Source organism: Pantoea alfalfae (genome assembly GCF_019880205.1).
Classification (GTDB): Bacteria; Pseudomonadota; Gammaproteobacteria; order Enterobacterales; family Enterobacteriaceae; genus Pantoea; species Pantoea alfalfae.
This window is the reverse complement of sequence record NZ_CP082292.1, coordinates 2,033,200-2,057,334: the sequence shown is the minus strand read 5'-3', so window position 1 is coordinate 2,057,334 and position 24,135 is coordinate 2,033,200. Positions and strand designations below refer to the sequence as shown.

At 56.6% G+C, this 24,135-nt stretch carries 21 protein-coding genes; 6 read left to right on the top strand and 15 right to left on the bottom strand.

Annotated elements, in window-relative coordinates; translation table 11 throughout:
• Positions 1 to 3: 3 nt before the first annotated feature.
• A complete protein-coding gene (locus tag K6R05_RS09550) occupies positions 4 to 339 on the top strand; it encodes a gamma-glutamylcyclotransferase family protein (protein ID WP_161734767.1) in 336 nt (111 codons plus the stop codon).
• Positions 340 to 712: 373 nt separating this feature from the next.
• Here the strand turns inward: K6R05_RS09550 and K6R05_RS09545 are convergent, their stop codons facing one another.
• From K6R05_RS09545 to hipB, 5 genes are all read right to left on the bottom strand, one after another.
• Positions 713 to 2,758: an FUSC family protein gene (locus tag K6R05_RS09545; RefSeq protein ID WP_222924026.1), complete on the bottom strand. Its 2,046-nt coding sequence runs from the start codon at positions 2,756 to 2,758 to the stop codon at positions 713 to 715.
• A gap of 114 nt (positions 2,759 to 2,872) precedes the next feature.
• Complete coding sequence (locus tag K6R05_RS09540; RefSeq protein ID WP_222924025.1) at positions 2,873 to 4,255, bottom strand: M24 family metallopeptidase; 1,383 nt, start codon at positions 4,253 to 4,255, stop codon at positions 2,873 to 2,875.
• A 169-nt stretch (positions 4,256 to 4,424) separates the two neighbouring features.
• Positions 4,425 to 4,598, bottom strand: a complete 174-nt coding sequence (locus K6R05_RS09535; protein WP_262390859.1) for a type II toxin-antitoxin system MqsA family antitoxin — start codon at positions 4,596 to 4,598, stop codon at positions 4,425 to 4,427.
• Positions 4,599 to 4,734: 136 nt separating this feature from the next.
• Entirely contained in the window at positions 4,735 to 6,048 is a 1,314-nt protein-coding gene (locus tag K6R05_RS09530) for a type II toxin-antitoxin system HipA family toxin (RefSeq protein ID WP_161734778.1), read from the bottom strand.
• Positions 6,048 to 6,296 (bottom strand): type II toxin-antitoxin system antitoxin HipB, encoded by a 249-nt coding sequence (gene hipB / locus K6R05_RS09525; RefSeq protein WP_161734780.1) that lies wholly within the window; start codon positions 6,294 to 6,296, stop codon positions 6,048 to 6,050. The genes K6R05_RS09530 and hipB overlap by 1 nt, the downstream gene beginning before the upstream one ends.
• 180 nt (positions 6,297 to 6,476) lie before the next feature.
• On the opposite strand from hipB, the gene K6R05_RS09520 reads away from it, so the two are divergent.
• Positions 6,477 to 6,914 carry a GNAT family N-acetyltransferase gene (locus tag K6R05_RS09520; protein WP_161734783.1) on the top strand — a complete coding sequence of 146 codons (438 nt, stop codon included), beginning with the start codon at positions 6,477 to 6,479 and terminating at the stop codon, positions 6,912 to 6,914.
• 33 nt (positions 6,915 to 6,947) lie between these two features.
• Here the strand turns inward: K6R05_RS09520 and K6R05_RS09515 are convergent, their stop codons facing one another.
• The 4 genes from K6R05_RS09515 to K6R05_RS09500 all read right to left on the bottom strand — a co-directional run bounded on the left by K6R05_RS09515 (position 6,948) and on the right by K6R05_RS09500 (position 12,157).
• The gene (locus K6R05_RS09515) at positions 6,948 to 7,739 is read right to left on the bottom strand and encodes an inositol monophosphatase family protein (RefSeq protein ID WP_161734785.1); all 792 of its coding nucleotides are present in this window, start codon (positions 7,737 to 7,739) and stop codon (positions 6,948 to 6,950) included.
• A gap of 23 nt (positions 7,740 to 7,762) precedes the next feature.
• Positions 7,763 to 8,824 carry an ABC transporter ATP-binding protein gene (locus tag K6R05_RS09510; RefSeq protein ID WP_161734788.1) on the bottom strand — a complete coding sequence of 354 codons (1,062 nt, stop codon included), beginning with the start codon at positions 8,822 to 8,824 and terminating at the stop codon, positions 7,763 to 7,765.
• On the bottom strand, positions 8,821 to 11,046 hold the full coding sequence (locus tag K6R05_RS09505) for an ABC transporter permease (RefSeq protein ID WP_222924024.1): 2,226 nt from the start codon (positions 11,044 to 11,046) through the stop codon (positions 8,821 to 8,823). Before K6R05_RS09505 ends, K6R05_RS09510 begins: the two co-directional genes overlap by 4 nt.
• 88 nt (positions 11,047 to 11,134) lie before the next feature.
• The gene (locus tag K6R05_RS09500; RefSeq protein ID WP_222924023.1) at positions 11,135 to 12,157 is read right to left on the bottom strand and encodes an ABC transporter substrate-binding protein; all 1,023 of its coding nucleotides are present in this window, start codon (positions 12,155 to 12,157) and stop codon (positions 11,135 to 11,137) included.
• Positions 12,158 to 12,379: 222 nt separating this feature from the next.
• Here K6R05_RS09500 and K6R05_RS09495 point away from each other — a divergent pair, with 222 nt between their 5' ends.
• From K6R05_RS09495 to K6R05_RS09485, 3 genes are all read left to right on the top strand, one after another.
• Positions 12,380 to 13,414: a LacI family DNA-binding transcriptional regulator gene (locus tag K6R05_RS09495; protein ID WP_222924022.1), complete on the top strand. Its 1,035-nt coding sequence runs from the start codon at positions 12,380 to 12,382 to the stop codon at positions 13,412 to 13,414.
• Positions 13,415 to 13,677: 263 nt separating this feature from the next.
• Positions 13,678 to 14,571 carry an SDR family oxidoreductase gene (locus K6R05_RS09490; RefSeq protein ID WP_161734799.1) on the top strand — a complete coding sequence of 298 codons (894 nt, stop codon included), beginning with the start codon at positions 13,678 to 13,680 and terminating at the stop codon, positions 14,569 to 14,571.
• A 92-nt stretch (positions 14,572 to 14,663) separates the two neighbouring features.
• Positions 14,664 to 16,487, top strand: a complete 1,824-nt coding sequence (locus K6R05_RS09485) for a glycoside hydrolase family 15 protein (protein WP_161734802.1) — start codon at positions 14,664 to 14,666, stop codon at positions 16,485 to 16,487.
• 13 nt (positions 16,488 to 16,500) lie between these two features.
• Here the strand turns inward: K6R05_RS09485 and K6R05_RS09480 are convergent, their stop codons facing one another.
• The 5 genes from K6R05_RS09480 to K6R05_RS09460 all read right to left on the bottom strand — a co-directional run bounded on the left by K6R05_RS09480 (position 16,501) and on the right by K6R05_RS09460 (position 20,217).
• Entirely contained in the window at positions 16,501 to 16,998 is a 498-nt protein-coding gene (locus tag K6R05_RS09480; protein WP_222924021.1) for an RES family NAD+ phosphorylase, read from the bottom strand.
• Positions 16,998 to 17,450: an Xre family toxin-antitoxin system antitoxin gene (locus tag K6R05_RS09475; RefSeq protein WP_161734809.1), complete on the bottom strand. Its 453-nt coding sequence runs from the start codon at positions 17,448 to 17,450 to the stop codon at positions 16,998 to 17,000. Before K6R05_RS09475 ends, K6R05_RS09480 begins: the two co-directional genes overlap by 1 nt.
• Before the next feature lie 87 nt (positions 17,451 to 17,537).
• Entirely contained in the window at positions 17,538 to 18,692 is a 1,155-nt protein-coding gene (ampC, locus tag K6R05_RS09470; RefSeq protein WP_222924020.1) for a class C beta-lactamase, read from the bottom strand.
• Between the two features lie 30 nt (positions 18,693 to 18,722).
• On the bottom strand, positions 18,723 to 18,968 hold the full coding sequence (locus tag K6R05_RS09465) for a hypothetical protein (protein WP_161734815.1): 246 nt from the start codon (positions 18,966 to 18,968) through the stop codon (positions 18,723 to 18,725).
• Positions 18,969 to 19,035: 67 nt separating this feature from the next.
• A complete protein-coding gene (locus K6R05_RS09460) occupies positions 19,036 to 20,217 on the bottom strand; it encodes a glycosyltransferase family 4 protein (protein ID WP_222924019.1) in 1,182 nt (393 codons plus the stop codon).
• A 628-nt stretch (positions 20,218 to 20,845) separates the two neighbouring features.
• Between K6R05_RS09460 and hpxO the strand changes: the two genes are divergently transcribed.
• Positions 20,846 to 22,003, top strand: a complete 1,158-nt coding sequence (gene hpxO / locus K6R05_RS09455) for an FAD-dependent urate hydroxylase HpxO (RefSeq protein WP_222924018.1) — start codon at positions 20,846 to 20,848, stop codon at positions 22,001 to 22,003.
• Between the two features lie 42 nt (positions 22,004 to 22,045).
• Here the strand turns inward: hpxO and dcp are convergent, their stop codons facing one another.
• The gene (gene dcp / locus K6R05_RS09450; RefSeq protein WP_222924017.1) at positions 22,046 to 24,088 is read right to left on the bottom strand and encodes a peptidyl-dipeptidase Dcp; all 2,043 of its coding nucleotides are present in this window, start codon (positions 24,086 to 24,088) and stop codon (positions 22,046 to 22,048) included.
• Positions 24,089 to 24,135: the final 47 nt, after the last annotated feature.

The following is a 24,135-nucleotide window of genomic DNA, read 5'->3' as shown; positions in this document are numbered from 1 at the left end:
AAAATGAAACGCTTATTTGTCTATGGCACTCTCTGTCCGGGCCGCGAGAATGCCCATATCCTGGAAAATATTGGCGGAGAATGGCTGGCCGGTTCGGTTAACGGTACCTTCTATCAGCAAGGCTGGGGCGCAGCGGCTGATTTTCCGGGCATCGTTCTGGATGAGCATGGCCCCGACGTGCCGGGTTATCTGTTTCTCTCCGACCAGCTGGATGCCCACTGGCCGATGCTGGATGCGTTTGAAGATGGTTACGATCGCGTCGAGGTTTGCGTTTCTGCCGAGGATAATCGGCAATACAGTGCGTGGATTTATCAACTCCAGCCGCAGGAAAGCCGCTGAACTTTTCCTGCATCAACCCTGCTTTCCTGCAGTGAGATGCACGCGCCCTGCTCTTATTGCAGGCTTCTGGCGCAGCAGGACGCGTTTATGACTGGTATCAACCAGGCGTGTCTGGCCAGAGAATCGAATGCAACAGACTGAATTAAAAGCGGTATAATGCCTGCGCTTCACGCTCAGGCCATTGCTGGCCATTTCTACCAACCAACCTTTCCGCTTTGCTGACCTTATTTTTCTGCCAGACAATTTATACGGGCACGCTGCCTGATTCATAATTCAACTAAGATCTAATGTATGATGTAACTAAAATCAGATCATCCGCTCTGGTCCTGGCAAGCACTCTCTTAGCCCCACCAGCCAGCCCTGTTACACCGGGTTAATCTGGCCAGCGCTGATGTGGAAATAGTGATACCCGAATATTAAACAGATGGATTAGCGGTGCAACTGCACCACTCTCCTGTCGGGCAATCGGCTCTAGCCGCAGCAGTAACAGGTCCAGCTCATCCAGCAGATCCTGATGCGGCGCAAGCTGTAGCCTCTTCATCTTGCGCTTCAGATAGAGCGCCATTTCGTGAAACATCTGTCCGCTATCAATCCGATGGCTTTCAAGCACCTCACGATAGCGCGCATAATAATCATAGCAGTTAGCACCCAGCCAGGTTTCGGTAATCAGATACCCCCCCACCACGATATCCGGTACCGGATCGAGCCGTTTGCGCGGCAGAATCACGTTCACCCTGTCGAGCATCCGCGCAATAAATTGCTGGCGAGACAGCAGCGTGGCCGAATTGCGCTCCACCATTTTGATAAACCCTAACAGATCGCGAAGTCCGCGCTGCACCGCTCTTCTGGCAATCCATGACGGTCGTTTGTTACGGATCAACGCCGTCAGCACCACCGCAAACATAATCCCCACCATTGATGAGATGGCCGCATTAAGCGTGACGATCAGGTTCGGGACATAGTGATGGCTCAGGCCGATAAAGCCAGGGATCTGAATGGCAACACTCAGCCCCACCATATTGGTCGCCGGGTTAGCAATGACCAGACTCAGCAGCATCAGACCCGGCAGCAGACAGATCATCAGCGCCTGCAACGTGTTAGCCTGCGGGATCAGAAAGGCGATATAGAACAGACTGACCACCAGGGCAATCATTACCCCTTTCACGAACAGTTTCATAGGCGTTACCGGGGAATCAACGCCGGCAAAAAATGAGCTGATGATGGCCGCCATTAAAGGTGCATTCGCGCCATCGGCCCAGCCGCTGCCAATCCAGAACAGGCTGGAGAGAAAGGTTGCCAGAAAAGCGGTCAGCGCAGAGAGTCTCAGCAGCCCCTTGTCGATATGACGGTGTTCGCGGATATTGCGGATCGCCGCCCCATCTCCATGGCTATAGAGATCCCCGGCGCGCGCACTGACGTTCTCAAAGGCATCGGCAATACGGACAAAGTTAGCCATCCGCTCCAGCAGGCCGATCAGCAGCAGACTCTCTTCGGTGGCAAGCTGCCCTGCCCGCCATTGATTTTCCAGGGTGGCCTGACTGGCAGCAATCGCCTCACGCAGTCCGGCGATATCATTAATGCGGTCATGATGCAGCCACAGCAGAAACGCCTGAAATACATCGGTAACGCACTGCGGGAAACGGATATTCAGTTCGGCCAGCACACCCAGCCGTGCCTCAATCGCGGTCAGGGTTGGCAGCAGATAGGTCAGATGCTGATACTGCACGCTGACCAGACGAATGACATTACGCGCCGCTTCGCCCTCATAAACACAGTGGGTCAGCAGCGTTTCAACACTCAGTGGATAACCCGCCATCTGGATCAGGATATCTTCCCGCTCCAGCGATTTGTTCTTTGCCATCCCGCTAATCAATTCATCGCATAATTTGCGCGCGTTCTGAAACCAGAGATTGACGCTCTGCCCCAGCAGATGGTGCATCGACACCGGGAACACCAGCCGGTGAACCAGCGTGCTGCAGAGGATCCCCAGCGTGATCTCCTCAATACGTGAAATCACGGTACTGATAATCGCAGATGGCGTATCCACATCGGGAAAGCCCATAATCGCCGCGCTGTAACCCGCCAGCATAAAGATATAGCTCTTCGGCGTGCGGTCATGCAGAGAAAGATACAGGCAGACCGTCACCCATAGCGACACACTGAGGCTGAACAGCACCGGCGACTGCACGGTTTCGGGATAGATTAGCAGAATAAAGATGCCGCCGAGCAGCGTGCCCATCAGACGAAACAGCGATTTCGAGACGGTCGAGGCGGCATAGAGTTGTGAGGTGACAAACACGGTGGTTAGTGCCCAGGCCGGTTTTTCAAAGTTGAGTAACAGCGCCACAGAGAGTGCGATAAACGCGGCAAGGGAGGTTTTGCAGGCAAACAAAACCGCGTTTTTGGTAAACCATTTCATCGAATGAGAGCAACCAGGAACTTTCTGAGGCGCGTATCCTGACAGATGCGTTTGGGTTTTACTCTCAGTTAAATTTTACAAATTATTACCGGCCTGAGGAGGCCGGTGCATTCTCTACCGGCGCACCAGCGCACGATGCTTATCCAGTAAGAAAGGGCGCAGATAGCCTACCGTGTTCGAGAGCAAAATCACCTCCCCGGACAACCGGATTTTCAGTACCTCGGTCAGGTAGGCTCTGCGCCGGGTCATACGCTGCCACACCGCCGGAAAACGGCTCGCCAGCTCGTCACGCAATGCGGCGTCAGCCAGTCCGACCGTATCTTCAATACTGCAGCCGCCATAACCCGGCACCGATGGGATAATATCAATCTGCAACAGCATACCGCTCTTCAGGGTCACTGCTGAATCGGGATAGATGGGCGAGCTTAACCACTCTTCGTCAGCCACCAGATGTCCTGGATTGAGATGCCAGCCATATTGCGCTTTGGGCAGTACCGTTTCGATATGCGTATAGAGTTCGCCGCCGGTAATTCCGATTCGCAACTGCTCCAGCCAGCTGACCACAGCATGATAATAGGGGATCGCCAGCCGGTCTAACCAGTCAGAAACGTGACACTGTAACTCAGAAGCCTCACTGACGACATACGCAGAGCGGCTGGTCAGGCCGCCTTTATAGCCGACCGTCAGTGAGAGTTTGTCGCCAGTTGAAATCTGTTTGTCTGACGGATAGAGCCGGGCCTGGGCGAAACGATCGCCGGTCGCGGCAATCGTGACGACACTGTTTGGCTGCCCTTCTGCATTCAGCCGTGCGCCTGACGCCTTCTCTGTCACACCCGGCGCTACGCTATCCAGCGCAGCCAGCATCGCGGTTGACGCAAGATTGGCGCCAGCCTCATAAAAGGCGACTTCATCGGCGCAGTTAACGCAACGCGCACCGAGGTCTGGCGAGATAAACAATCCGGTGGCGTTAACCAGATGCACATCGCCACCCGCCGCCTGAGCCGCTGCAGCGTAGACGAACTGCGGCAGATCAAAAAGCGCCTGCTGCCTGCCGGTAAACAGCTTCCAGCCCACCAGCCCGGTGCGTTCATCCGCCTTAATGCCTGCCTCTGTTAACAGCTGATCCAATGGCTGCTCCCCATGCATCGGCTGATTGGGCAACGAAAAGATCGGCGCATGCAGACAGCGTCCCGGATTGCGGGCAAAAGGCACCAGCTTGAGGTTCTCATTACCCATGATATAGGTAAGCTCGCCCTGCTGATTCACCACCAGCAGCGCCTCCTCAAAACGCGGAATGAATCCCGCCAGATATTCAAAATTGCTGCCGTGCTCTTTGTCGGCATAGATAATCAGTTGCGCAATCTGCTGCTGCTGCATCCGCTCAATAATGGCGACCAGACGGCGATGCAGTGTTTCATCAGATATCACAGGGCTGGCAGCACCGGGAAAGACCGGCGGTGACGGAATTGTTTTCAGGGCATAGCGATTGGCATCCATAACGCACTCCAGTGGCCAGATTGATGTGATTGTGATTCCCGTTCCCAGGGTAAAGAGGTTTCTCCTGTACGGTGCCACCATCACACAACTTACTCGTTGCGTGTTATCAAAAGAGGGACATTCACCTGTCACAGAGACAAGGAAGCCCGCACTAGGCGGGCTCTTTGTCTCATTTAACAGGCACGCCGGCATTCTCCAGCGCTTCAGCCTTTTCGGGATATAACTCCGACGTTCCGGCATTCATAATCACCGCGCCACAGCGGATGCAGTGATCGCCCTTTACATCCGGCACAACGTCCTCGGGATTACCCGTATTAAGACTGACGTCGCGCGTGGCGTACACAAACGCCTCTCCTTCACATCCCGGACACTTCATACCATGACTCTCCTGTTAAGCCTGTCAGATAAGCATAGCCGACAGGCTTTTAGCCATACACAGGAGGCGAGGTTTTTCAGGATAGTGCCAGCTTATAGCGCCATCACTCTTTGTGCCGCAGCCGCTCCAGCATAATCAGTGAATGACTGAAAATGGCGTCGGCGATGTGCTGTGGATAATCGGCCGGTAAGGCCTCGCGCACTGAGACCACCGCTTTGGGAAACTCACGGACGAAGAAGTCGAAGATCTGCTGCAAACTGTCACGATCAAAACTGACGCTTTTTGCCGTGGCGATAAAATGGCGCGGAAAGATTTTGTCGATTTCTGTCTTCTTCCCCTTAGTGGCACGCAGCCCCATCGCCAGCTTTAGTGCACGCCTGTTCAGGCCGGTACCGCCCAGCACCGGATAAGCGGAGATCACATCATAAAAGGGTGTCAGTCGATAACTGCCGCCGCGCTCAATAAACAGCGAGAAGTTTTTTGCGTGACCATCGGTAGCACCAATCAGCCACTGAAACACCTGGAACATCATAAAGCGATAGCGATCTTCAATGGCGTTGCTCGATCCCATCAGTATCTGCATTATTTCTGCAATGCCCGGCCCGCCGTCCGACGCATATTTGGTCGAGGATGGTAGCCCCAGCGCCTGACAGAAATCCTCCTGTGGCAGACGAATCAGCCGGGTTCGGTCGCGCGACCAGCGGCGATCAAAGCGCTCAACGGCCAGGGCGCGCATCTTACCGGCCCGGATAATCGTCGCCTGCGGCACATCAATACCCAGTGCGCGGGCCAGCGCCAGACAGAGATACTCATTCTCTACGCTTTCACGCATATCCAGCGTCGCGGCTGGCTGTTTAATCTCACCGATCGGCAGCTTAATGATGTGCGAGGTAGGCGTGGCACCGGCAGGAATGCTCCAGCCCTCTTCGGTCAGCAGCAGCGCCGTTTTCTCCTGTGCGCCCGCCACCGAAATGCGGAAGTCAGTCTCTTCACGCAACATCCCCAGCGGGATATCTGACTGATAGGCTGACAGCACACTCTCAAGCCGGGCTTCATCCAGCACCTCATAGCGAGCCTGCAGCGCGGGCAGCGGCATATCGGGCGGCAACAGCATAGTCGCCCCGACGCTGTCACGTCCCACTTCCTGCAACAGGTCAAACGGCTGACGGGATTTAATCTGGTAACGCGCCACGATTCTGTCACGAATCAGCGGGCTATCTGGCAGCAGGTTATCGAAGAAGTTAATCACGGCGTGTGAGGTGATTGCCTTAACCTGCAGCGGCAGAGAAAGTGACAGTGGCCTGGATAGCGGGTTACTCAGCCAGCCGGTGTCATACTGAAACTCATGAGCGCCATTCCGCTGCCGGGTGAGCACGCCTACCCGCTCACCGTTCATCCACGCAATCAGCCTTTGCATTACCACGCATCCTCATCATGCAATTGAGGCGCACTGGCCTCCTCTTTTTCCACTACGTCCAGACTCACTTCCAGCGCCTGTAAAAGCTTAAACAGCGTGGCCAGCGAGGTAGTGTCAGGCGCATTTTCAAAGTGAGAGATGGTAGCCTGTTTCAGGCCAACCTTTTTCGCCAGTTCACTCTGGGTCCAGCCGTTGCGCTGGCGGATAAGCTTTAGCCGGTTTGCCAGCTGTAGCGGGCTGTATATCATGGGGTAACTCCTAAAGAATCACAGGCTGTAAGCATAGCGCAGAGGGTTTATCCCCGATAGGGTATAAAGCGCACTTTATACCCTTAAGAGGATAATATACAGATTATACCTTTTAGAGGATAATATTGAATTTATCCTTTTTGAGGGATAAAGACAACGCATGGATAAGAGAGGAACAGGATGAGCACATTTATCCTTACCCATCAGCAAAACGACGACGATCGGGAAGCGCTACTGGCAGGATTAGGGGCTTACAACCGGCAATTTATCAGTCGGGAGAACTGGGGGCCGCTGTCGGTTTCTCACAAAGATGCAGAAGGTGTGTTACGCGGCGGATTGATCGCCTCGCGCAAAGGAAACTGGCTCTGTATTGATTATCTCTGGGTGGACGAAACACTGCGTGACAGTGGTCTGGGGCGTGCGCTGATGGAAGCGGCAGAGCAGGAGGCGGTTAAACTGGGCTGTCTCTTTGCGCTGGTGGATACATTTAGTTTTCAGGCGCTGCCGTTTTATCAGAAACAGGGTTATCAGCAGCAGATGTCCCTGCCCGATTTTCCGCAGGACGGCATGCAGCGCCACTATCTGACGAAAACGCTAAGCCCTGCGGCATCACGCTGACCTGAGTACAGTCAGCGTGACAGGGTCACTGACCTACAAATCAGCAATGCGGCGGAGGTCCGCTTCGGCGCCGGGTGCCACAGCAAGCACCTGGGCCCCTTTAGTGATGCGGTCGCCTTCGGTATTGAACGGGTGGCACCAGCCGCCCGCCTCTTTCACCAGGCAGTAACCCGCCAGGCAATCCCAGGCGTGCATATAAGGTTCGTAGTAACCCACGACCCGACCAGCCGCGACCCAGGCCAGCATCAGCGCGCCGGAGCCGATGCGGATAAAGTTACCGCCCGCCGACAACAGCGCCGCCACAATCTCGCCCACCTGTTGCGGACTGACATAGCTGTTAGCACCAAAGCCGGTAACGTGGTTTTGCAGCGTGCGTGTGGCATCGACCTGCAGACGACGCCCGTTAAGCGTCGCGCCCTGCCCCAGTGCCGCTACGTAGCACTCCTCATAGGTGGGTGCGAAAATCACCCCGATGACCGGTACATCGCCACGCAGCACCGCAACAGAAACACACCAGCTCGGCATCCCATTGAGAAACGGGCTGGTGCCATCGATCGGATCCACCACCCAGGTATAGTGAGAGGTTCCCGCCTGCAGACCCGTCTCCTCGCCCAGGAAGCCATCATCGGGAAACGCATCCCGTATATGGCTGGCGATCAACTGCTCCACTTCCCGGTCGGCAATCGACACCACATCCTGCAAATCGTACTTCGTCTCCACTACCAGCGTCTCGCGGCGGTTAAACCAGGATAACGCGGTAGCGCCCCCTTCGCGGGCAACGGCTTCCGCTAACGCCAGTCGCGCCATTATTTCCTGCGATTCCATGCGAACTCCTCGGGTTAATCAGATTAACGGGCTATCAGGGCTAAACCCTGCGGCTTAAAGTTGACGCCAACCGTGGCGGCGAGCGGCAGACGCTGTTCCATCTGCGGGTCGATAATGAACAGCGCGCCAAGCTCGGTAGCGACTTCATATTCGATATGATCGCCCAGCCAGGTGCTGTGGATCACTTCACCCTGCAACGCACCCTGACCGTCGCCGGACAGCGTAATAAACTGTGGCCGCACCGCCAGCTGAGCAGTGCCGGGTTTAGCGCCGGCACCCCGCACCCGGAAGCGCTGATTACCCAGCCGCACCAGCGCGTCATCTGCATCCGCCTGTTCTACTTCACAGGGCAGAATATTGGCTTCACCCATAAAATCCGCGATAAAGACTGAATTGGGCGAATGGTAAAGCGTCTCCGGCGCGCCCTGCTGAGCAATATCTCCCTCTTTCATGACAATAATCTTATCGGAGACCGCCAGCGCCTCCTCCTGGTCATGGGTCACGTAGACGGCGGTAAACCCGAGCCGCTGCTGCAGATCGCGGATATCGGTGCGCACCCGACGGCGCAGACGCTCATCGAGGTTCGACAGCGGCTCATCAAGCAGCAGCACCTGCGGTTCCAGCACCAGCGCACGGGCCACTGCAATACGCTGCTGCTGTCCGCCGGACAGTTCGGATGGCAGCCGCTGTCCCTGACTCTCCAGCCCCACCAGCTTCAGCCCCTCGCGCGCCCTGTCCTGCGCCTCGCGTTTGTTCATGCCAGAAGAGAGCAGACCGTAAAGAATGTTGTCGATGGCGTTCATATGCGGAAACAGCGCGTAGGACTGAAACACCATCGCCACGTCGCGCTCATTAGCGGGCAGATGGGTCACCTCTTTGCCGCCAATCAGAATCCGCCCCGAGGTAGGATGCTCCAGCCCGGCCAGCAGCCGCAGCGTGGTCGTTTTACCGCAGCCGGATGGCCCGAGCAGCGTTACCAGCGTGCCCGGCTCTACGGTAAGCGACAGATCCGGCACTGCAGTAAAACCAGCAAATCGCTTCGCGACATGTTCAAACACCACCGATCCGGCGTTAATGGTCGTCATACGGCTCTCTCCTGAGTCAGAGTAGATGCAGAGGGTGAGGCAACAATTACCGCCGGTTGGGTTGCACGGCGCAGGCGACGTTCGCCCACCAGCAGCTGGAAAAGACCAATGATCAGCAGCATCACCACAATCAGTACCGAGGAGTAGGCAATCGCGACGCCATACTCGCCATTCTCCACCAGCCCGACAATATAAGAGGTCGCCATGTTGTACTGGGCGCTGACCAGAAAAATCACCGCACTGATCGAGGTAATGGCCCGCACAAAGGCGTAGACGAGCGCGGCGCTGATCGCAGGTTTGAGCAGCGGCAGTACCACTTTGCGCAGCGTGCGGAAACTGTTGGCGCCCAGCGTCAGTGAGGCTTCATCCAGACTCTTATCCAGCTGGCTCATCGCCGCCATCCCGCCCCGCACGCCGACCGGCATATTACGGAAGACAAAGCAGGCGATCAGGATCATCGCGGTGCCGGTGATCTCCAGCGGCGGCAGGTTATAGGCCATCACATAGCTCACACCTATCACCGTGCCGGGAATGGCAAAACTCAGCATCAGCATGAATTCAAAGGTCTGACGGCCGGCAAACTTCTGTCGCACGATCAGCCAGGCAGTCAGCAGCCCCACAATGGCGGTGAGCGGTGCGGCAATCAGGGCGATTTCCAGCGTGGTCCAGAAGGAATTCCAGGCGACGCCGCTCCAGACCAGCTGCCCCTGATTCACGCTGACACTGAAGGCGCGGATATAGTGATCCAGCGTCAGGTTATTATTCAGCCCCCAGGACTGCACAAAGCCGCCAATCATGATCATGCCATAGATCACCAGGGTGAAGAGTCCCCACGGGATCACCATGCCATAGACGCTGTAGCGCACCGGACGCGGCAGCATCACATGACGGCCGCCGTCGCCTTTGCCGGTTACGGTGGCGAAGCTTTTGCCGGAGAGCCAGACGCGCTGCACCAGAAAAGCGGCAAGGGTAAAACCCAGCAGGATCATCGCCAGCACCGCCGCGCGGCTTGGGTCGTTCTGAGCGCCGACCACGGAGAAGAAGATCTCTGTCGAGAGCACGCCGTGACTGCCGCCCAGCACCATCGGGTTGCCGAAATCGGCCATGCTTTCGATAAAGCTGATTAAGAACGCGTTGGCCAGACCTGGCGCCATCAGCGGCAACGAGATGCGGGAGAACGTGCGCCAGCGGCTGGCGCGCAGGGTCTGCGACGCCTCTTCCAGTGACGGACTGACCCCCTCAACTACGCCCATCAGCACCAGGAACGCAATGGGAGTAAACGACAGCACCTGGGCAATCCAGATGCCGGTCAGCCCATAGAGCCAGCGGCCCGGCTCGATACCGAACAGCGTCGCCAGCGATGCTGTCACCACGCCGGAGCGGCCAAACAGCAGGATCAGTGCCAGACCGATAACAAATGGCGGCGTGATAATGGGCAATATGGTCAGCATCCGCAGCGCTTTTTTATAGGGCAGCCCCGTACGCGTGGCCGCCAGCGCAAACGCCAGGCCCAGCAGCGTAGAACCACTGGCGGTCATCAGCGCCAGTCCCAGCGTGCGCCAGGCCGTGCCGCAGGAGCCGCCGGTGAAACAGCCGAGGCTCCAGATGGCGGGATCCTGCACATTGGCAATCAGCCCGTCCGGTTTAAAGCTGCCGTCACTATCCTGCACCGAGGCAACAAACAGGCTCAGCACCGGATAGAGCACAAAGGTCGTAACCAGCGCCACCAGCAGCACAATTGACGCCACCACAAAGGCATCGCCTTTCAGCACGCCGCGCTCCGCCAGGGCAAAGGCGAAGATGAGCAGAAAGACGGTCAGCAGCAGCAGTGCGCCCGCACCCATCGCCGGTTGCCCCTGCGCCAGCGGCCCGAAGAGGTTCTCCAGCCACAGCCAGTTCCAGCCACTAAACCCAATGGCATGCCCTTCCAGCACCAGAAACAGAATGCCCGCCACGCTGAACAGCAGCAGCAGCGTGCTGCGGAAGCGGCCTGGCGGCAGAAAGACGCTGGCCGCAGAGAGCAGCCATAGCGCGACGGCGATCCCCAGCCAGCTGCGTAACGCGAGCTGCCCCAGCGCCGGTGTGTTGTTCTCATCGGCCCACAGGCTAGACAGCCAGTCTCCCGTAAAAAAGCCCTGCTCCAGGCTATACCAGGGCAGCAGCGTCAGCGCGATGGCCCCCGCCAGCAGCGTGCCGGTTAAGCGACGATTGTGCGCATTCATAAATCACCTCCATCAGGAAGCGGACATCAGGCTTACGCCACCGCGGTCTGGCACAGACCCGGCTCAGAAGGCCGGGCGCACACCACCGTTATTGCGCGCTGGCACCAATCTCTTTATCCCAGCGACCCAGCAACGCCTTGCGTTTTGCCGAGTCACCATAGGTTTTGAAGTCATAATCGATCAGTTTGATATTCTCGAAGCGCGGCGCGTATTGAGAGATCTCCGCCTTGCGGTTAGAAGGCAACTGGAACGACTTCGCCTCTTTCATGTGCGACTGAGCCTCCGCGCTGAGCGCCCAGTCGTACCAGCTTTTAGCATTAGCCAGATTGCGCGCACCTTTAATGATCGACATTGAACCAATTTCATAGCCGGTGCCTTCGCAGGGCGCGACGGGCTTAATCGGGAAGCCATCCACCTCCATCGCCACGGCATCATGCATAAAGACAATGCCGACGGTGGTTTCACCGCGCGCGGCGGCCTTAACCGGTGCAGAGCCGGACTTGGTGTACTGAGAGATATTGGCATTGAGCTTCTTCAGGTAGTCAAAGGCCTTGTCTTCACCCATGATCTGCACCAGCGTCGCCAGAGTGTTATAGGCCGTGCCGGAGGAGTTAGGATTGGCGATCTGAATTTCCCCTTTAAAGCCAGGGTCGAGTAAATCCGCCCAGCAGGCCGGGACCTTCAGCTTTTTCACCGCCAGCAGTTTCGTGTTGTAGCCCCAGCCCAGCGCACCGGCATAGACGCCCACGGTGCGATACCCGGAGATCTCCGCGACTTTCTGTGACCACGGCTGCTGCTCATCGAGCAGAGGAGATTTGTAGGCCTGGGTTAAGCCCTCTTCGGCGGCCTGCATATGCGGGTCACCGGTGCCCGCCCACCAGATATCGGTACGGGGATTGCGCGCTTCACTGCGGATACGGGCATAAGCTTCACCGGCAGAGAGCCGCACCATGCTGAGTTTGATGTCGGGATGACTCTGGCTGAACAGCGTGGTCATCTGTTCACACACCACCACATCAGCAGAGCAGATCATATTAAGGCCCGCCGCCGAGGCAGCAAACGGCACCAGAGGGCAGATGATGACAGCAGCGAGCAGAGAGGGATAACGCATGGTGTTCTCCTGGGGCTGGATGACGCATGTGCGCCAGCTTTTGCACATGTGTGCAAAGATGTAAGCAAAGTAGTACGGCGACCCGGCGACCCTGTCAATTGAGTTGTTATGCAATTGTCAGGGTCTGTCACAAATTTGAAACATCTGGCAGGCAGGCGCCCTTTGCACACCCTTGCAATTTCAGGCAGACTCAGTACAGGCAACAGAGGGGCGAGGAAAAAGATGCAGCAGCTTAAAGCAGTAGTGAGTGCGCAGGATGTCGCTGACCGGGCAGGCGTCTCCCGGTCAGCGGTCTCCCGCACCTTTACGCAAGGTGCCAGCGTGTCGGAGTCCACCCGTCAGCGGGTGATGAAAGCGGCTGAAGAGCTGGGCTATCACGTCAATCATCTGGCTCGCGGTCTCGTACGCAACCGCAGCGGCATTGTCTGCTTAATCGCCTCCGAAGTGGATACGCCCTACCGTGCCAGCCTGGTGCGCTGGATGACCCAGTATTTGCAGGAAGCGGGAAAAGTGGCGATGCTGATCAACACCGACCGCTCGGATGCGCGGGTTTCCGACGCACTGCAACAGGCGATTAATTTCCGTGCCGACGCCTCAATCATTCTTTCCGGTATGCCGGACAGCGGCATTACCCGGCTCTGCTACAAGCACGGTCAGCATCTGGTGCTGATTAACCGCGACGAATCCCTGCCCGGCACGCTCAATATTAATCCCGACTCCCGCCCTGCCGCCGAAATGGCGGTTAACGCCTTTGTTCGGGCAGGCTGCAATCGCATCGCCTTTGTCAATTCGCTGGCAGGCACGCCGAGTCTGCTGAAGCGCGAAGCCGATTTTCTGGCGTCGGCGCAAAAAGCGGGTATCACAGTTCAGGTGGAGCGGTTCGGCACCACCTCCTATGAAAGCGGCCAGATTCTGGCCCAGCGTCTGCTGACGCGTAACATTCGCCCGGATGCGGTTTACTGTGCTACCGACCTGCTCGCCTGCGGTTTTATGGATGAGGCGCGTTACCGCTTTGCACTGCGTATTCCGGAGGATCTCTGCATCATGGGGCATGACAATATCCCGCAGTCGGGCTGGTCCTCGTATAACCTCACCACCTTTGCGCAGCCAGTGGAGCAGTTTGCCCGCGATGCGATTGCCTGGCTGGTGGAGAAAGAAGCGCAACCGGAAACGCTAACACCCAAAAATGAACAACAGCAGGAGCGGAGAATATATCCGGTCGATGTGGTCTGGCGGGGTTCAGTACGGGGCGGTTAACTGCCCTTTGTTTATTTTCAGCCGGAACATTTCACCTGCTGAAATAATCCCCAGTCGGTTTTACGCTTCGCTTTACTTATTTCCTGCCCCCTTTGAAAATAATCGGACAGTGCCGCACACAATATCGATTTCCTGACTACGCTTTATCTGCATTATTAAGTTCTTCTGGTTTTATCTGCTCAATGAATCAGCAGTCAGATGTGACAAATATCACATTTGTGCCAGGCTTAATGTCTCAGATAACTCTGTTCAAGGAGCATACAATGGCTACACCAACTAACAAGACGCTCGATCTGGATCAATTTCCTAAGCCTCCGTTTGAGGACCAGCCACAACAGGCGCCAGGCCTGGCCAGCAAGATGATCCCGGTTCCCGACCACGGTGAAACCAGCTACCGCGGTACTGGCCGACTGACCGGCCGTAAGGCGCTGATTACCGGCGGTGACTCCGGAATTGGCCGCGCTGTAGCCATCGCTTATGCCCGTGAAGGCGCAGACGTGGTGATTAACTACCTGCCGGAAGAGCAGCCCGATGCCGATGAAGTGATTAAATTAATCGAAGCGGAAGGCCGTAAAGTTTTCGCTATTCCCGGCGACATTCGTTCTGAAGAATTCTGTCAGCAGCTGGTGAAAGACGCCGCTGATAAATTAGGCGGTCTGGATATTCTGGTGAATAACGCCGGTCGTCAGCAATTTAATGAGTCCATTCGTACTCTGAGTACGGAAGATTTTGACGCAACGTTTAAAACCAACGTTTATGCGATGTTTTGGATCACCAAAGCGGCGCTGGAATATCTGCCACGCGGTGCGTCGATTATTAATACTTCATCAGTACAGGCCTTTAAACCCAGCGATATTCTGCTCGACTATGCGCAGACCAAAGCGTGTATCGTTGCCTTCACCAAATCGCTGGCTAAGCAGCTGGGTGGCGACGGTATTCGCGTCAACGCAGTCGCGCCAGGCCCATACTGGACGCCACTGCAATCCAGCGGCGGACAGCCGATGGAAAAAGTGAAGCAGTTTGGTGCCGATTCACCGATGGGCCGTCCCGGTCAGCCGGTTGAGATCGCCCCACTCTACGTTACCCTGGCCTCAACCGAGAGCAGCTACTCCTCCGGTCAGGTCTGGTGCTCTGATGGCGGCACCGGCACGCTGTAAATTGTCTCTGATGGCCGCATAACGCGGCCATTTTTTTGTCCCGTTTTTGCCCACAGAAGAATTCTCGTTACAGTGAAATAAGGAAGCAGACCATGCAAAACCCGATCATTCATTCGCCGGTCAGAGAAGATGGCTTTGCGGGTCTGGGTGATTATGCCGCCATTGGTGAAGGCCGCTCGGTGGCGTTGATCGCGCCGGATGGGGCTATTGACTGGTGGTGCGCGCCTAATCTCGATGCGAAACCGCTGTTTGATCGCCTGCTTGATGCCGGACTCGGTGGCTACTTTCAGATCGTGCCGCGCACGCCCTATCAGGTTTCGCGCCGCTACCGTGACAACAGCAATGTGCTGGAAACCCGTTTCGAAACGGACAGCGGCAGCGTACTGTTGACGGAATCAATCAACAGCACGCTGGCGGGCCGTCTGCCGTGGTGTGAACTGGCGCGTCGCATTGAGGGCGTCAGCGGGGAGGTGGAATTAGCGATCACCCTGCGTTTCGGCACTGCCGCTGAAACCCGTTCGCCCTGGGTGGCTGACAATGAGAAAGGCAAGGTATTTCACATCGCGGAGATCATGGCTATGTTTCGCACCAGCGAAGATATTCAGATAACCGAGCTGGATGATGAGCAGGTCTGCGCCACGCTGCGCACAACGGCCGGTTCCCGATCGCTCTGCGCGCTGCTGGTGACCGAAAAAGAGCCGCTGGCGGTGCCGCCACTGGAGGCTATCGATCAGCGGATCGAAACCAGTCACACCGGCTGGACCAGCTGGGTGGAGAGCCTGCGTTACGCTGGCAGCTATCCGGCACTGGTAAAGCGCTCTGCCCTGTCGCTGAAGTTTCTCTGGTACTCTCCGACCGGTGCGCTGGCCGCTGCCGCGACCACCTCCTTACCGGAAGGTATCGGCGGCGAGAAAAATTATGATTACCGCTACGCCTGGGTGCGCGACGCCTGCCTGATTATTAAAGCGTTCGTCTATATCGGGGCGCTGGAAGATTGTAAGGCGGCCTTTTCCTGGCTGTCGCAGACCATTATGCGTCACGGTGTCAGACTGCGGGCCTGCTATGCCCTGAATGGCGATGAGGTGCCCGCCGAGCGTTATCCGCCGCTGAGCGGCTATAAAAACTCTCAGCCGGTGCGGGTTGGCAACAACGCCCGCGACCAGCTGCAGCTCAGCATGTATGGCGACATGCTGGTCACCGCACAGCACTTTATTGAAGCGGGACACGTACTGGATATCACCACCTCGCGCATGCTGGGTGAGCTGGCAAACTGCTGCGCCGATCACTGGCGGCAGAAAGATTGCGGCATCTGGGAACTGCCGGAGCTGCAACATTACACCCACTCCAAGATGGCCTGCTGGATGGCGCTGGACCGGGCGGTCGCGCTGGCCGAAAGCCAGCATATCGAACCGACCTGGCTGGGACGCTGGCAGCGGGAACGTGACCGCATTCGCGACTGGATTGAGTCGCACTGCTGGTCAGAGCAACAGCAGGCTTATCTCTTTTACGCCGGCAGTGACGATCGCCTCGACGCATCGCTGGCGCTGGTTCACGGCTACGGCAACGCGGTTAATCCGCAGCGGATGCTTTCGACCTACCGCGCAATCCAGCAGGCGCTGGGCGACGGCAGCGCCATGCTCTATCGCTACAGCGGCGTCAGAGAGGAAGAGAGTACCTTTCTCGCCTGCGCCTTCTGGCTGGTAGAAGCATGGGCAGAGATGGGCGAGACCGGCCAGGCGGAACAGGCGATGCAGGAGATTCTTGATACGCTGAACGGCCACGGTAACGTCGATATCTTCAATGAGATGTATGATGTCCGCAGTCAGAGCTGGCGAGGCAATATGCCGCAGGGGCTGAGCCATCTGGCATTGATCTGTGCGGCGCAGGCGTTATCGGAATCGCAGTCGTCAGCATGATGCATCACTCATGTTACAGGGAGGTCAGGGAACCGGCGTCCTGTTGCAGCCGGAAGCGCGGGTCGAAGAAAAACGGTTCTGCCACCACTTTACTGATGATGCCCGCTGCCGCCGGATGACGGGGATTGAATAGCGCGTTCCATTCACCCGTCAGCGTGCTCGGCACCTTGAGCACCAGGCCGTTGTCCGGGCTGGCGAGCCAGTCATCACCAATTTGTCGGGTAGAAGATGGTGCAGGATCGGCCTGCCAGTCAGCGGGTAACGCCGCCAGAGAAAGCTCGGTGATCAGCGATTCCGGTACGTTAATCGCCAGCATTGTGTAGTCATGCGCCAGATCCTGAATGGTGAGGTGCACCAGCGCCTCCAGCACACAGAGCGCCCGGCTCGATCCCATATAGACACAGATCGTTCCCACAGAATTCCAGCGCCCGCCATAAGTACGGGCACCGAACCCATCAAAGGCGGTCATCGCATACTCACGCTTCACCAGGCGAAAGAAAGGCACCGCCATCAGGTGATCACGCCATGCTCAAGCTGACCAATCAGGTTAATCACCGCTTCAGCACCCACCACCGTGGTGGTCATTTCGGCTGGTTTTTTACCGCCCAGCGCTTTGGCGGGCGTTTCAAGCCACTGCACCAGCCGCTCTCTGTCGTCTCGAAACAGGGTGCTGGCGGCAGAAAGAACGCGGATCAACATATAGATCCGTCCGCTCTGATCGGGCGAAAAGGTCTGCTGCGGATCTTTGACTTTACGGTTATAAGTGGTGCGATCGATGCCCGCCAGACGGCACAGCCAGCCCTCATCAAAGGTGGACAATGACGCGGTGCGTTTCAGCACGCCGCTGCTGAATCCTGTTGCGATACGCTGGTGTGCATCAGGCAGCGTTTCCGGCAGGTTCAGGGCGTGCAGGAGCGAACGGTTGTGCTGATGCTGAGCGGGTGTGTAGATGGCGATGGACATAGCAGCCCTCCTGTTCATTTGATTTTCATTTTAGCGCAAATGAACAGAGGGTGCCAGCCTGCTCGGGCTGAGCAGGCGTGAGGCGTATTATTCAGCCGTACCCTGCCGGAGCGCCTGCAGAATCTGCCACGCTACGCGGATGCGAAGCGGATTGGGGTAATTTTTGTTGGCAAGTAGCACGATGCCGCTGTTCTGCTCAGGAATAAAAGCGATATAGGCACCAAATCCATTAGTAGAGCCGGTTTTATGCACCCAGCTGGCGCTCTGCGACGGTCCGACCGGATTGATCAGGGTCGCCGGACGCGGTTTCAGCGCCACGCCATTATCGTTGTCTTTGAGCAGCGTCTCAGCATCGACGGGCCAGTCGTAGATCTCCCAGCCCAGCCCCTGGTAAAGACTCCCGACGTTAAAATAGCGCGACTGCGCGGTGCGGATGGCATTGCGCAATACGGCATTGCCCGCCGACAACCGGTTGGGATCGACGTTGGCCTGCATAAAGGTCAGCATGTCACGCGCGGTGGATTTGACGCCATAGGCTTCGGCATCCAGCATGCCGGGGGAAACCCGAACCGGCTGACCGTTTTTATAGCCCCAGGCGTAGTTCAGCATCATCGACGGCGGCACGGTAATGTAAGTGCGCGTCAGGCGCAGCGGCTGAAACACATGTCGCTCCATCGCCTGCTCATAATCGCCCTTCACCATCAGCGAGCCAAACAGACCGATACTGGCGTTAGAGTACTGGCGCTGCAAACCGGGTGCTGCCTCTGGCTGCCAGTTCTGATAGAAGCGGAGCAGCGAAGCCTGATCGGTCACCTCATCGGGCAGCTGTAGAGGCAGGCCGCCCGCGGTATAGGTCGCCAGATGCAGCATCCGCACCGGACGCCACTGCTCACCCGTCAGCTGCGGCCAGACTTTCTGTACCGGATCGTTAAGACGGATTTCGCCGTTGCGGATCATGATTCCGGCCAGGGTGCCGGTAAAGGTTTTACTCACCGACCCCAGTTCAAACAGCGTGTTTTCCGTAACCCGGCGGCGTGACTCAAGATCGGCCACGCCGAGGTTCACAAACTGCGCCCGGCCCTTGTAAAGCACCGCCACCGACATACCGGGGATCGCCTGCTGCTCCATCAGCGGTTCGATCACGGCTTTAACCAGAGAAGTGACCTGCTGTGAGGAGAGATCGGCGGCAACACAGCTGGCAGAGAGAGAAAATAAAGCAAGGTAAAAAAAGGACTTTTTCATTGTTAACTAAGCGTTCTTCACTGAATCGAATTATTTACACTGGCTGGAACAGGCCTGTACGCACATCTGAGCCTTTGAGCTACAGGCACCGCTATCCCGGGTGTTGCAATGGGATTGCTCTACGTAGCAATTGGTCTGACAGGTGGAGAGATCGCAGCGGTCAGCGACGGGCGTCAACTGCACCAGCGGCGCGCGGGCCGGAAAAATCGGTGCAGGCTGAGCGAAGGCGCTGCTGCCCAGTAATCCGGACAGCAGCAGAGCGAGGATAATTTTCATAACATTTCTCCTGAGGTACGCAGCACTAAGTATGGCCAGTCTGGCGCGCGCCGTCAGAGAAATCTCATCAAATTGAGACCCCAGGAGGGTGTTGAGTGACATTCATCACGCCACGACTGTAGATATCATTGAGCCGGGCGATATAACGCTGGGTGTCATGCTGCTCTTTGATACGCAGAATGGCCGCGTCCCCTTTCTCCTGCAATATTTCAGGACGTTCAATGATGGCGAGCAGCGTCGATTTCAGCCCGTCCACCAGCGACCGGCGCAACTGCGATTTTTGCTCTGCCGAGGTGATGCTGTATTCGCGATCGGGGTTCAGCGGACTCGCAATGACCCAGCCCGCATTGGCAGGATTGATTTCCGGCAGCGCACGCACGTTGCTGGTGATGACCGGACAGCCGTTGGCCTGCATCTCCAGCACGGAGAAACCGTAAGTCTCCTGCCAGGTCGGTAATAAACCGGCATCGCTCTGACGGAACAGCTGCATCAGCGCACTGTTTTCCATCTGTGAATGATGCGTAATGCAGCGATAGCGCTTGATGCGGTTCTCAATGTCGCGACAAAAAGCATCATCATCCTGGAATTGACGGTGAGCAACATTACGACGTTTGGTGAGATCGCCAATCAGCTGCAGATCCAGCTGCGACTCGTCCAGCCGGTGCTCTTCAATCAGCTCACTGATTGCCAGCACCACTTCCGCCCCGCCTTTACGGTAGAACTCATTACCGGCAAAGATCAGCTTCAGAATACCGGGCTGACGCGGCGTTTTTTGCTGAACGAACAGCTTTTGCGGCGGATGCAGCACCAGGGTTTTACGGCGGATTTGCTGCGCAACATCCGGTTTGAACAGTTTCATCTGAATGTTCAGCGTAGCGTCTGAGATGGCAATCAGCCCCAGACAGTTATCTTTTAACAGATAAGGAATAAGCCGTTGCAGCTCAGGGTTATCCTGCTTGGCAACACCCGCTACCGGCAACACGCGCGGCAGCTCGGTTTCAAACGAGGCGACCCACTTCTGCTGAGTGATGGCGACTTCGTTGAACAGATGAAGGATGTCAGCCCGCGATGCCCCGGAAAAAGGCACAGGCTGAAAGACAAAGGTTTTATTCTTTTTAAGCAATCGGGTACGTAACGGATTAATAAAATAGAACAGATTGCTCTTTTTCAGATTTATATAGTCGTTATCCGGATTAACTAAGATATTACGTTGCTCCGGATACTGGTTATTCGTGATTCCAATTTTCATGATCGTCTTCCAGAGTCCTTTATGTCCAGAGTGATCTATATCACGCGATCGCGGCGGATACGTTTGAGCAATTTCCTAAAAGCCCATTCTGCTGTGGCTTGCACAGTTTTGCTAATGATTGCGCCCGGTGATAAAACAGTCATAACTGTGTCTGTTTATGAATCTGCATTTTTTATTAACAGGTGTGTTTAATTGTTTCAGCCCAACTGTCTATTGAATAAGGCAAGGATTTCATGGGCAATACCTGCGCCATTTATTATGTGTATGTTTAATTATTTGTTAGTAATGTTATCAAAGCGAGGTAGTTATTTAGTTTACAACTTTTAAAGTAATTTACGGCGCGGGATAACGGGATGTTGACTCTCACTGACTGATGAATGTCCCGGAAACCTGATAGCGACCATAAAACAAATGATGAAACAAAAGATGCAGCCTGATCACATCTGCACTCTTCTGGCTCCCTGAGTTGCCACATTTAAGTGCATCACATCAGAAAGAGGTTGCCTGCCGCACACCGCAAGAATGAAAGTAAATCCATGTTTTAATTTAATTTTGTAGCAAACCCCAGCGTAGCCACCTCTCTGGTACAAAAGTTGCAGGAATCTCTCCATGCAGACAGGAGAGCATTATGAAAGCAATCGTAATTGGTGGCGGTATTGGCGGAATGAGCAGCGCGATTGCGCTGGAGAAAGCCGGGATCGACGTTGAGGTGTTTGAGGCCGTTCAGGCGATGAAACCCGTCGGCGCGGCGATTTCTATCTGGCCCAATGGCGTTAAATGCCTGAATGCGCTGGGAATGAAAACCGCGCTACGTAAGCTGGGCGGCAATATGGCCTATATGGCCTATCACGACGGCGCAACCGGTGCGCCCCTGACCCGCTTCAGCATGGCTCCGCTGGTGCAGCAGGTGGGCGAATATCCCTGTCCGGTGGCACGAGCAGAACTGCAGGCGATGCTGATTGATACCTTCGGACGAGAACGGGTGCAGTTTGGCAAGCGGGTGATCCAGGTCGAACAGACTGAAAATGGCGTCATCGCCACTTTCTCTGACAACAGTCAGGCGCACGGCGATTTTCTGATTGCCGCCGATGGCACCCATTCCGTCGTCCGCGACTATGTGCTGGAGCAGAAGCTGGAACGACGTTATGCCGGTTACGTTAACTGGAATGGCCTGGTCACCATAGACGAACGTATTGCGCCCGCCGATCAGTGGACCACCTTTGTTGGTGACGGTAAGCGTGTTTCACTGATGCCGGTCAGCGGCAATCGATTCTACTTCTTCTTTGATGTGCCGCTACCGAAGGGACTGCCGCAGGATCGCAGCACGGTGAAAGCGGACCTGACCGGCTACTTCCAGGGCTGGGCGGATCCGGTGCAGCAACTGATTGCGGCAATTCATCCCGACACCACTAACCGGGTTGAGATCCACGACATTGAACCGTTCAGCCGCTTTGTCAAAGGGCGAGTAGCGCTGCTTGGTGATGCGGCCCACAGCACCACGCCCGATATTGGTCAGGGTGGCTGTGCGGCGATGGAAGATGCCGTCGTGCTGGCCGCGACGCTGGCCTCTCATTCGCTGGGTATAGAAGATGCCCTGTTGCGCTATCAGGCGCGACGGGTTGAGCGGGTAAAAGATCTGGTGCTGAAGGCGCGCAAACGCTGTGACGTGACCCATGCGCGCGACCCGGCGGTCACGGCGGAGTGGTATCAGTCATTGAAAAACGAAACCGGTGAGCGAGTGCTGGCCGGAATGTGCGAAACCATCGAAGGCGGCCCGCTGGGCTGACCAAAAAAACAGGGGCTGTCACCATGACAGCCCTTTTAATTATCAATTCGCCAGACCGCGATTCTTCAGCATGGGCTCAAGCTGAGGTGCTGCGCCCCGCCAGCTTTCATACAGCGTTTTAAGATCGCTGCTGTTACCTCGTGACAGAATCTTCTGCCGGAAGATGTCGCCGTTTTCACGGGTCAGTCCGCCATGCTCCGCAAACCATTGATAGCCATCGTCGGCGAGCATCTGCGTCCAGATATAGGCGTAATAACCTGCGGCGTAACCACCGCCCCAGATATGCTGGAAATAGCTGGAACGATAGCGCGGCGGCACCGCCGACAGCGCCATATTGTCGCTCTGCAACGCCTGCTGCTCGAACCCTTCTACGCTTTGCGGTGCGGCATCACAGTTAAGGCTGTGCCAGTGCAGATCCAGCAGCGCGGCAGCCAGCAGTTCGCTCATCTCATAGCCTTTATTGAACGTCGCGGCCCGGACGATCTTTTCATGTAGCTCAGCAGGCATCAGCTCATGAGTCTGATAGTGACGGGCATAGTTTCGGAACACCGCTGGCTCGCTGGCCCAGTGCTCATTGATCTGCGAAGGAAACTCAACGAAATCGCGCGGGGTTTCCGTTCCCGACAGGCTCGGATAGCGCTGGCTGGCAAACAGACCGTGCAGCGTGTGACCGAACTCGTGAAACATCGTGATAACGTCGTCCCAGCTCAGCAGCGCCGGTTCACCGGCTGGCGGCTTGGTGTAGTTACAGACGTTGTAGATCACCGGTTTGCTGTCGAGCAGCGTAGACTGGTTGACGAAGTTGCTCATCCAGGCGCCGCCGCCTTTGCTGTCGCGCTTAAAGAAGTCGGTGTAAAACAGCGCCAGGGGGGTCTCATCGGCGTCAAAAATCTCGTAGACCTGGACGTCGGGATGGTAAACGGGCAGATCCTGTCGCGGCGTGAAACGGATGCCATAGAGTTGCGTCGCCGCCCAGAACACGCCATTCTGCAGCACTGAATTCAGTTCAAAGTAGGGCTTAATCTGGCTCTCATCCAGATCGTAACGGGCACGCCGCACCTGTTCGGCATAAAAACGCCAGTCCCAGGCCTGCAGGGTAAAGTCGCCCTGCTGCTGGTCGATGGTCTGCTGGATAGCCGCCGCTTCACGCTCCGCACGACCGCGCGCGGCAGGCACGATGTTATGCATAAACGCCAGCGCCGCCTTAGGCGTTTTGGCCATCTGATCCTGTAACTTCCACTCGGCATAGCTGGCAAATCCCAGCAGCCGCGCCTGCTCCGCCCTGACCTGCGCCAGACGTAATACCAGCTCGCGGGTGTCGTTCTCATCGCCTTTTTCAGTGCGCGTCACGCCCGCCTTAAACAGCGCTTCACGGGTTGCGCGATCGGCCAGGCTCTGAAGTGCGGGTTGCTGGGTGGTGTTCTGCAACACCAGCAGCCAGCGCTTTTCCAGTCCGCGTGCCTGCGCTTCCGCCTGCGCCACCGCCAGATCGGCCGGTGAGAGTCCCTCCAGCTTCTGCAGATCATCGACGACCAGCCCACCCGCTTTAGTGGCGGCCAGCAGTCTGTTGGTGAAGCGGGTGCTGAGGCGGGCCGCCTCCTGATTCAGTGCCTTAAGCTGCTGTTTCTGCGCTTCCGGCAGATTGGCCCCCGCCAGCTGGAAACGCTGCCAGATCACCTCGACCAGCCGTTTTGATTCAGCATCCAGTTTAGCGCGCTGCAGATAGACCGCATCGAGCCGCGAAAACAGCGGGCGGTTCAGCATGATGTCATCGTTGAGCGCGGTAAGCTGAGGCGCAATCTCCTCATCCACCTGCTGAAGATACGGACTGGTATGCGCCGAGGTCATGGCACTGAACACCAGATTCACCCGGTTGAGCAGTTGTCCGCTCCTCTCCAGCGCCTCATAAGTGTTGAAAAAGCTGGGCGCGTCGCTGTTCAGTGCGATCGCCTCGATCTCCTGACGCTTCTCCTCAATGCCCGCCTGCAGCGCGGGCAGAAAATCCTGCTCCTCAATCTGGTCAAAGGGAGGCGCCTGATAAGGCAGTGTGCTGACGCTAAAGAAAGGATTCTGACGGGCGTTCATGGTTCGCTCCTGGTGGGCATCGCAAAGTCTTATCCTGACAGGTTGCC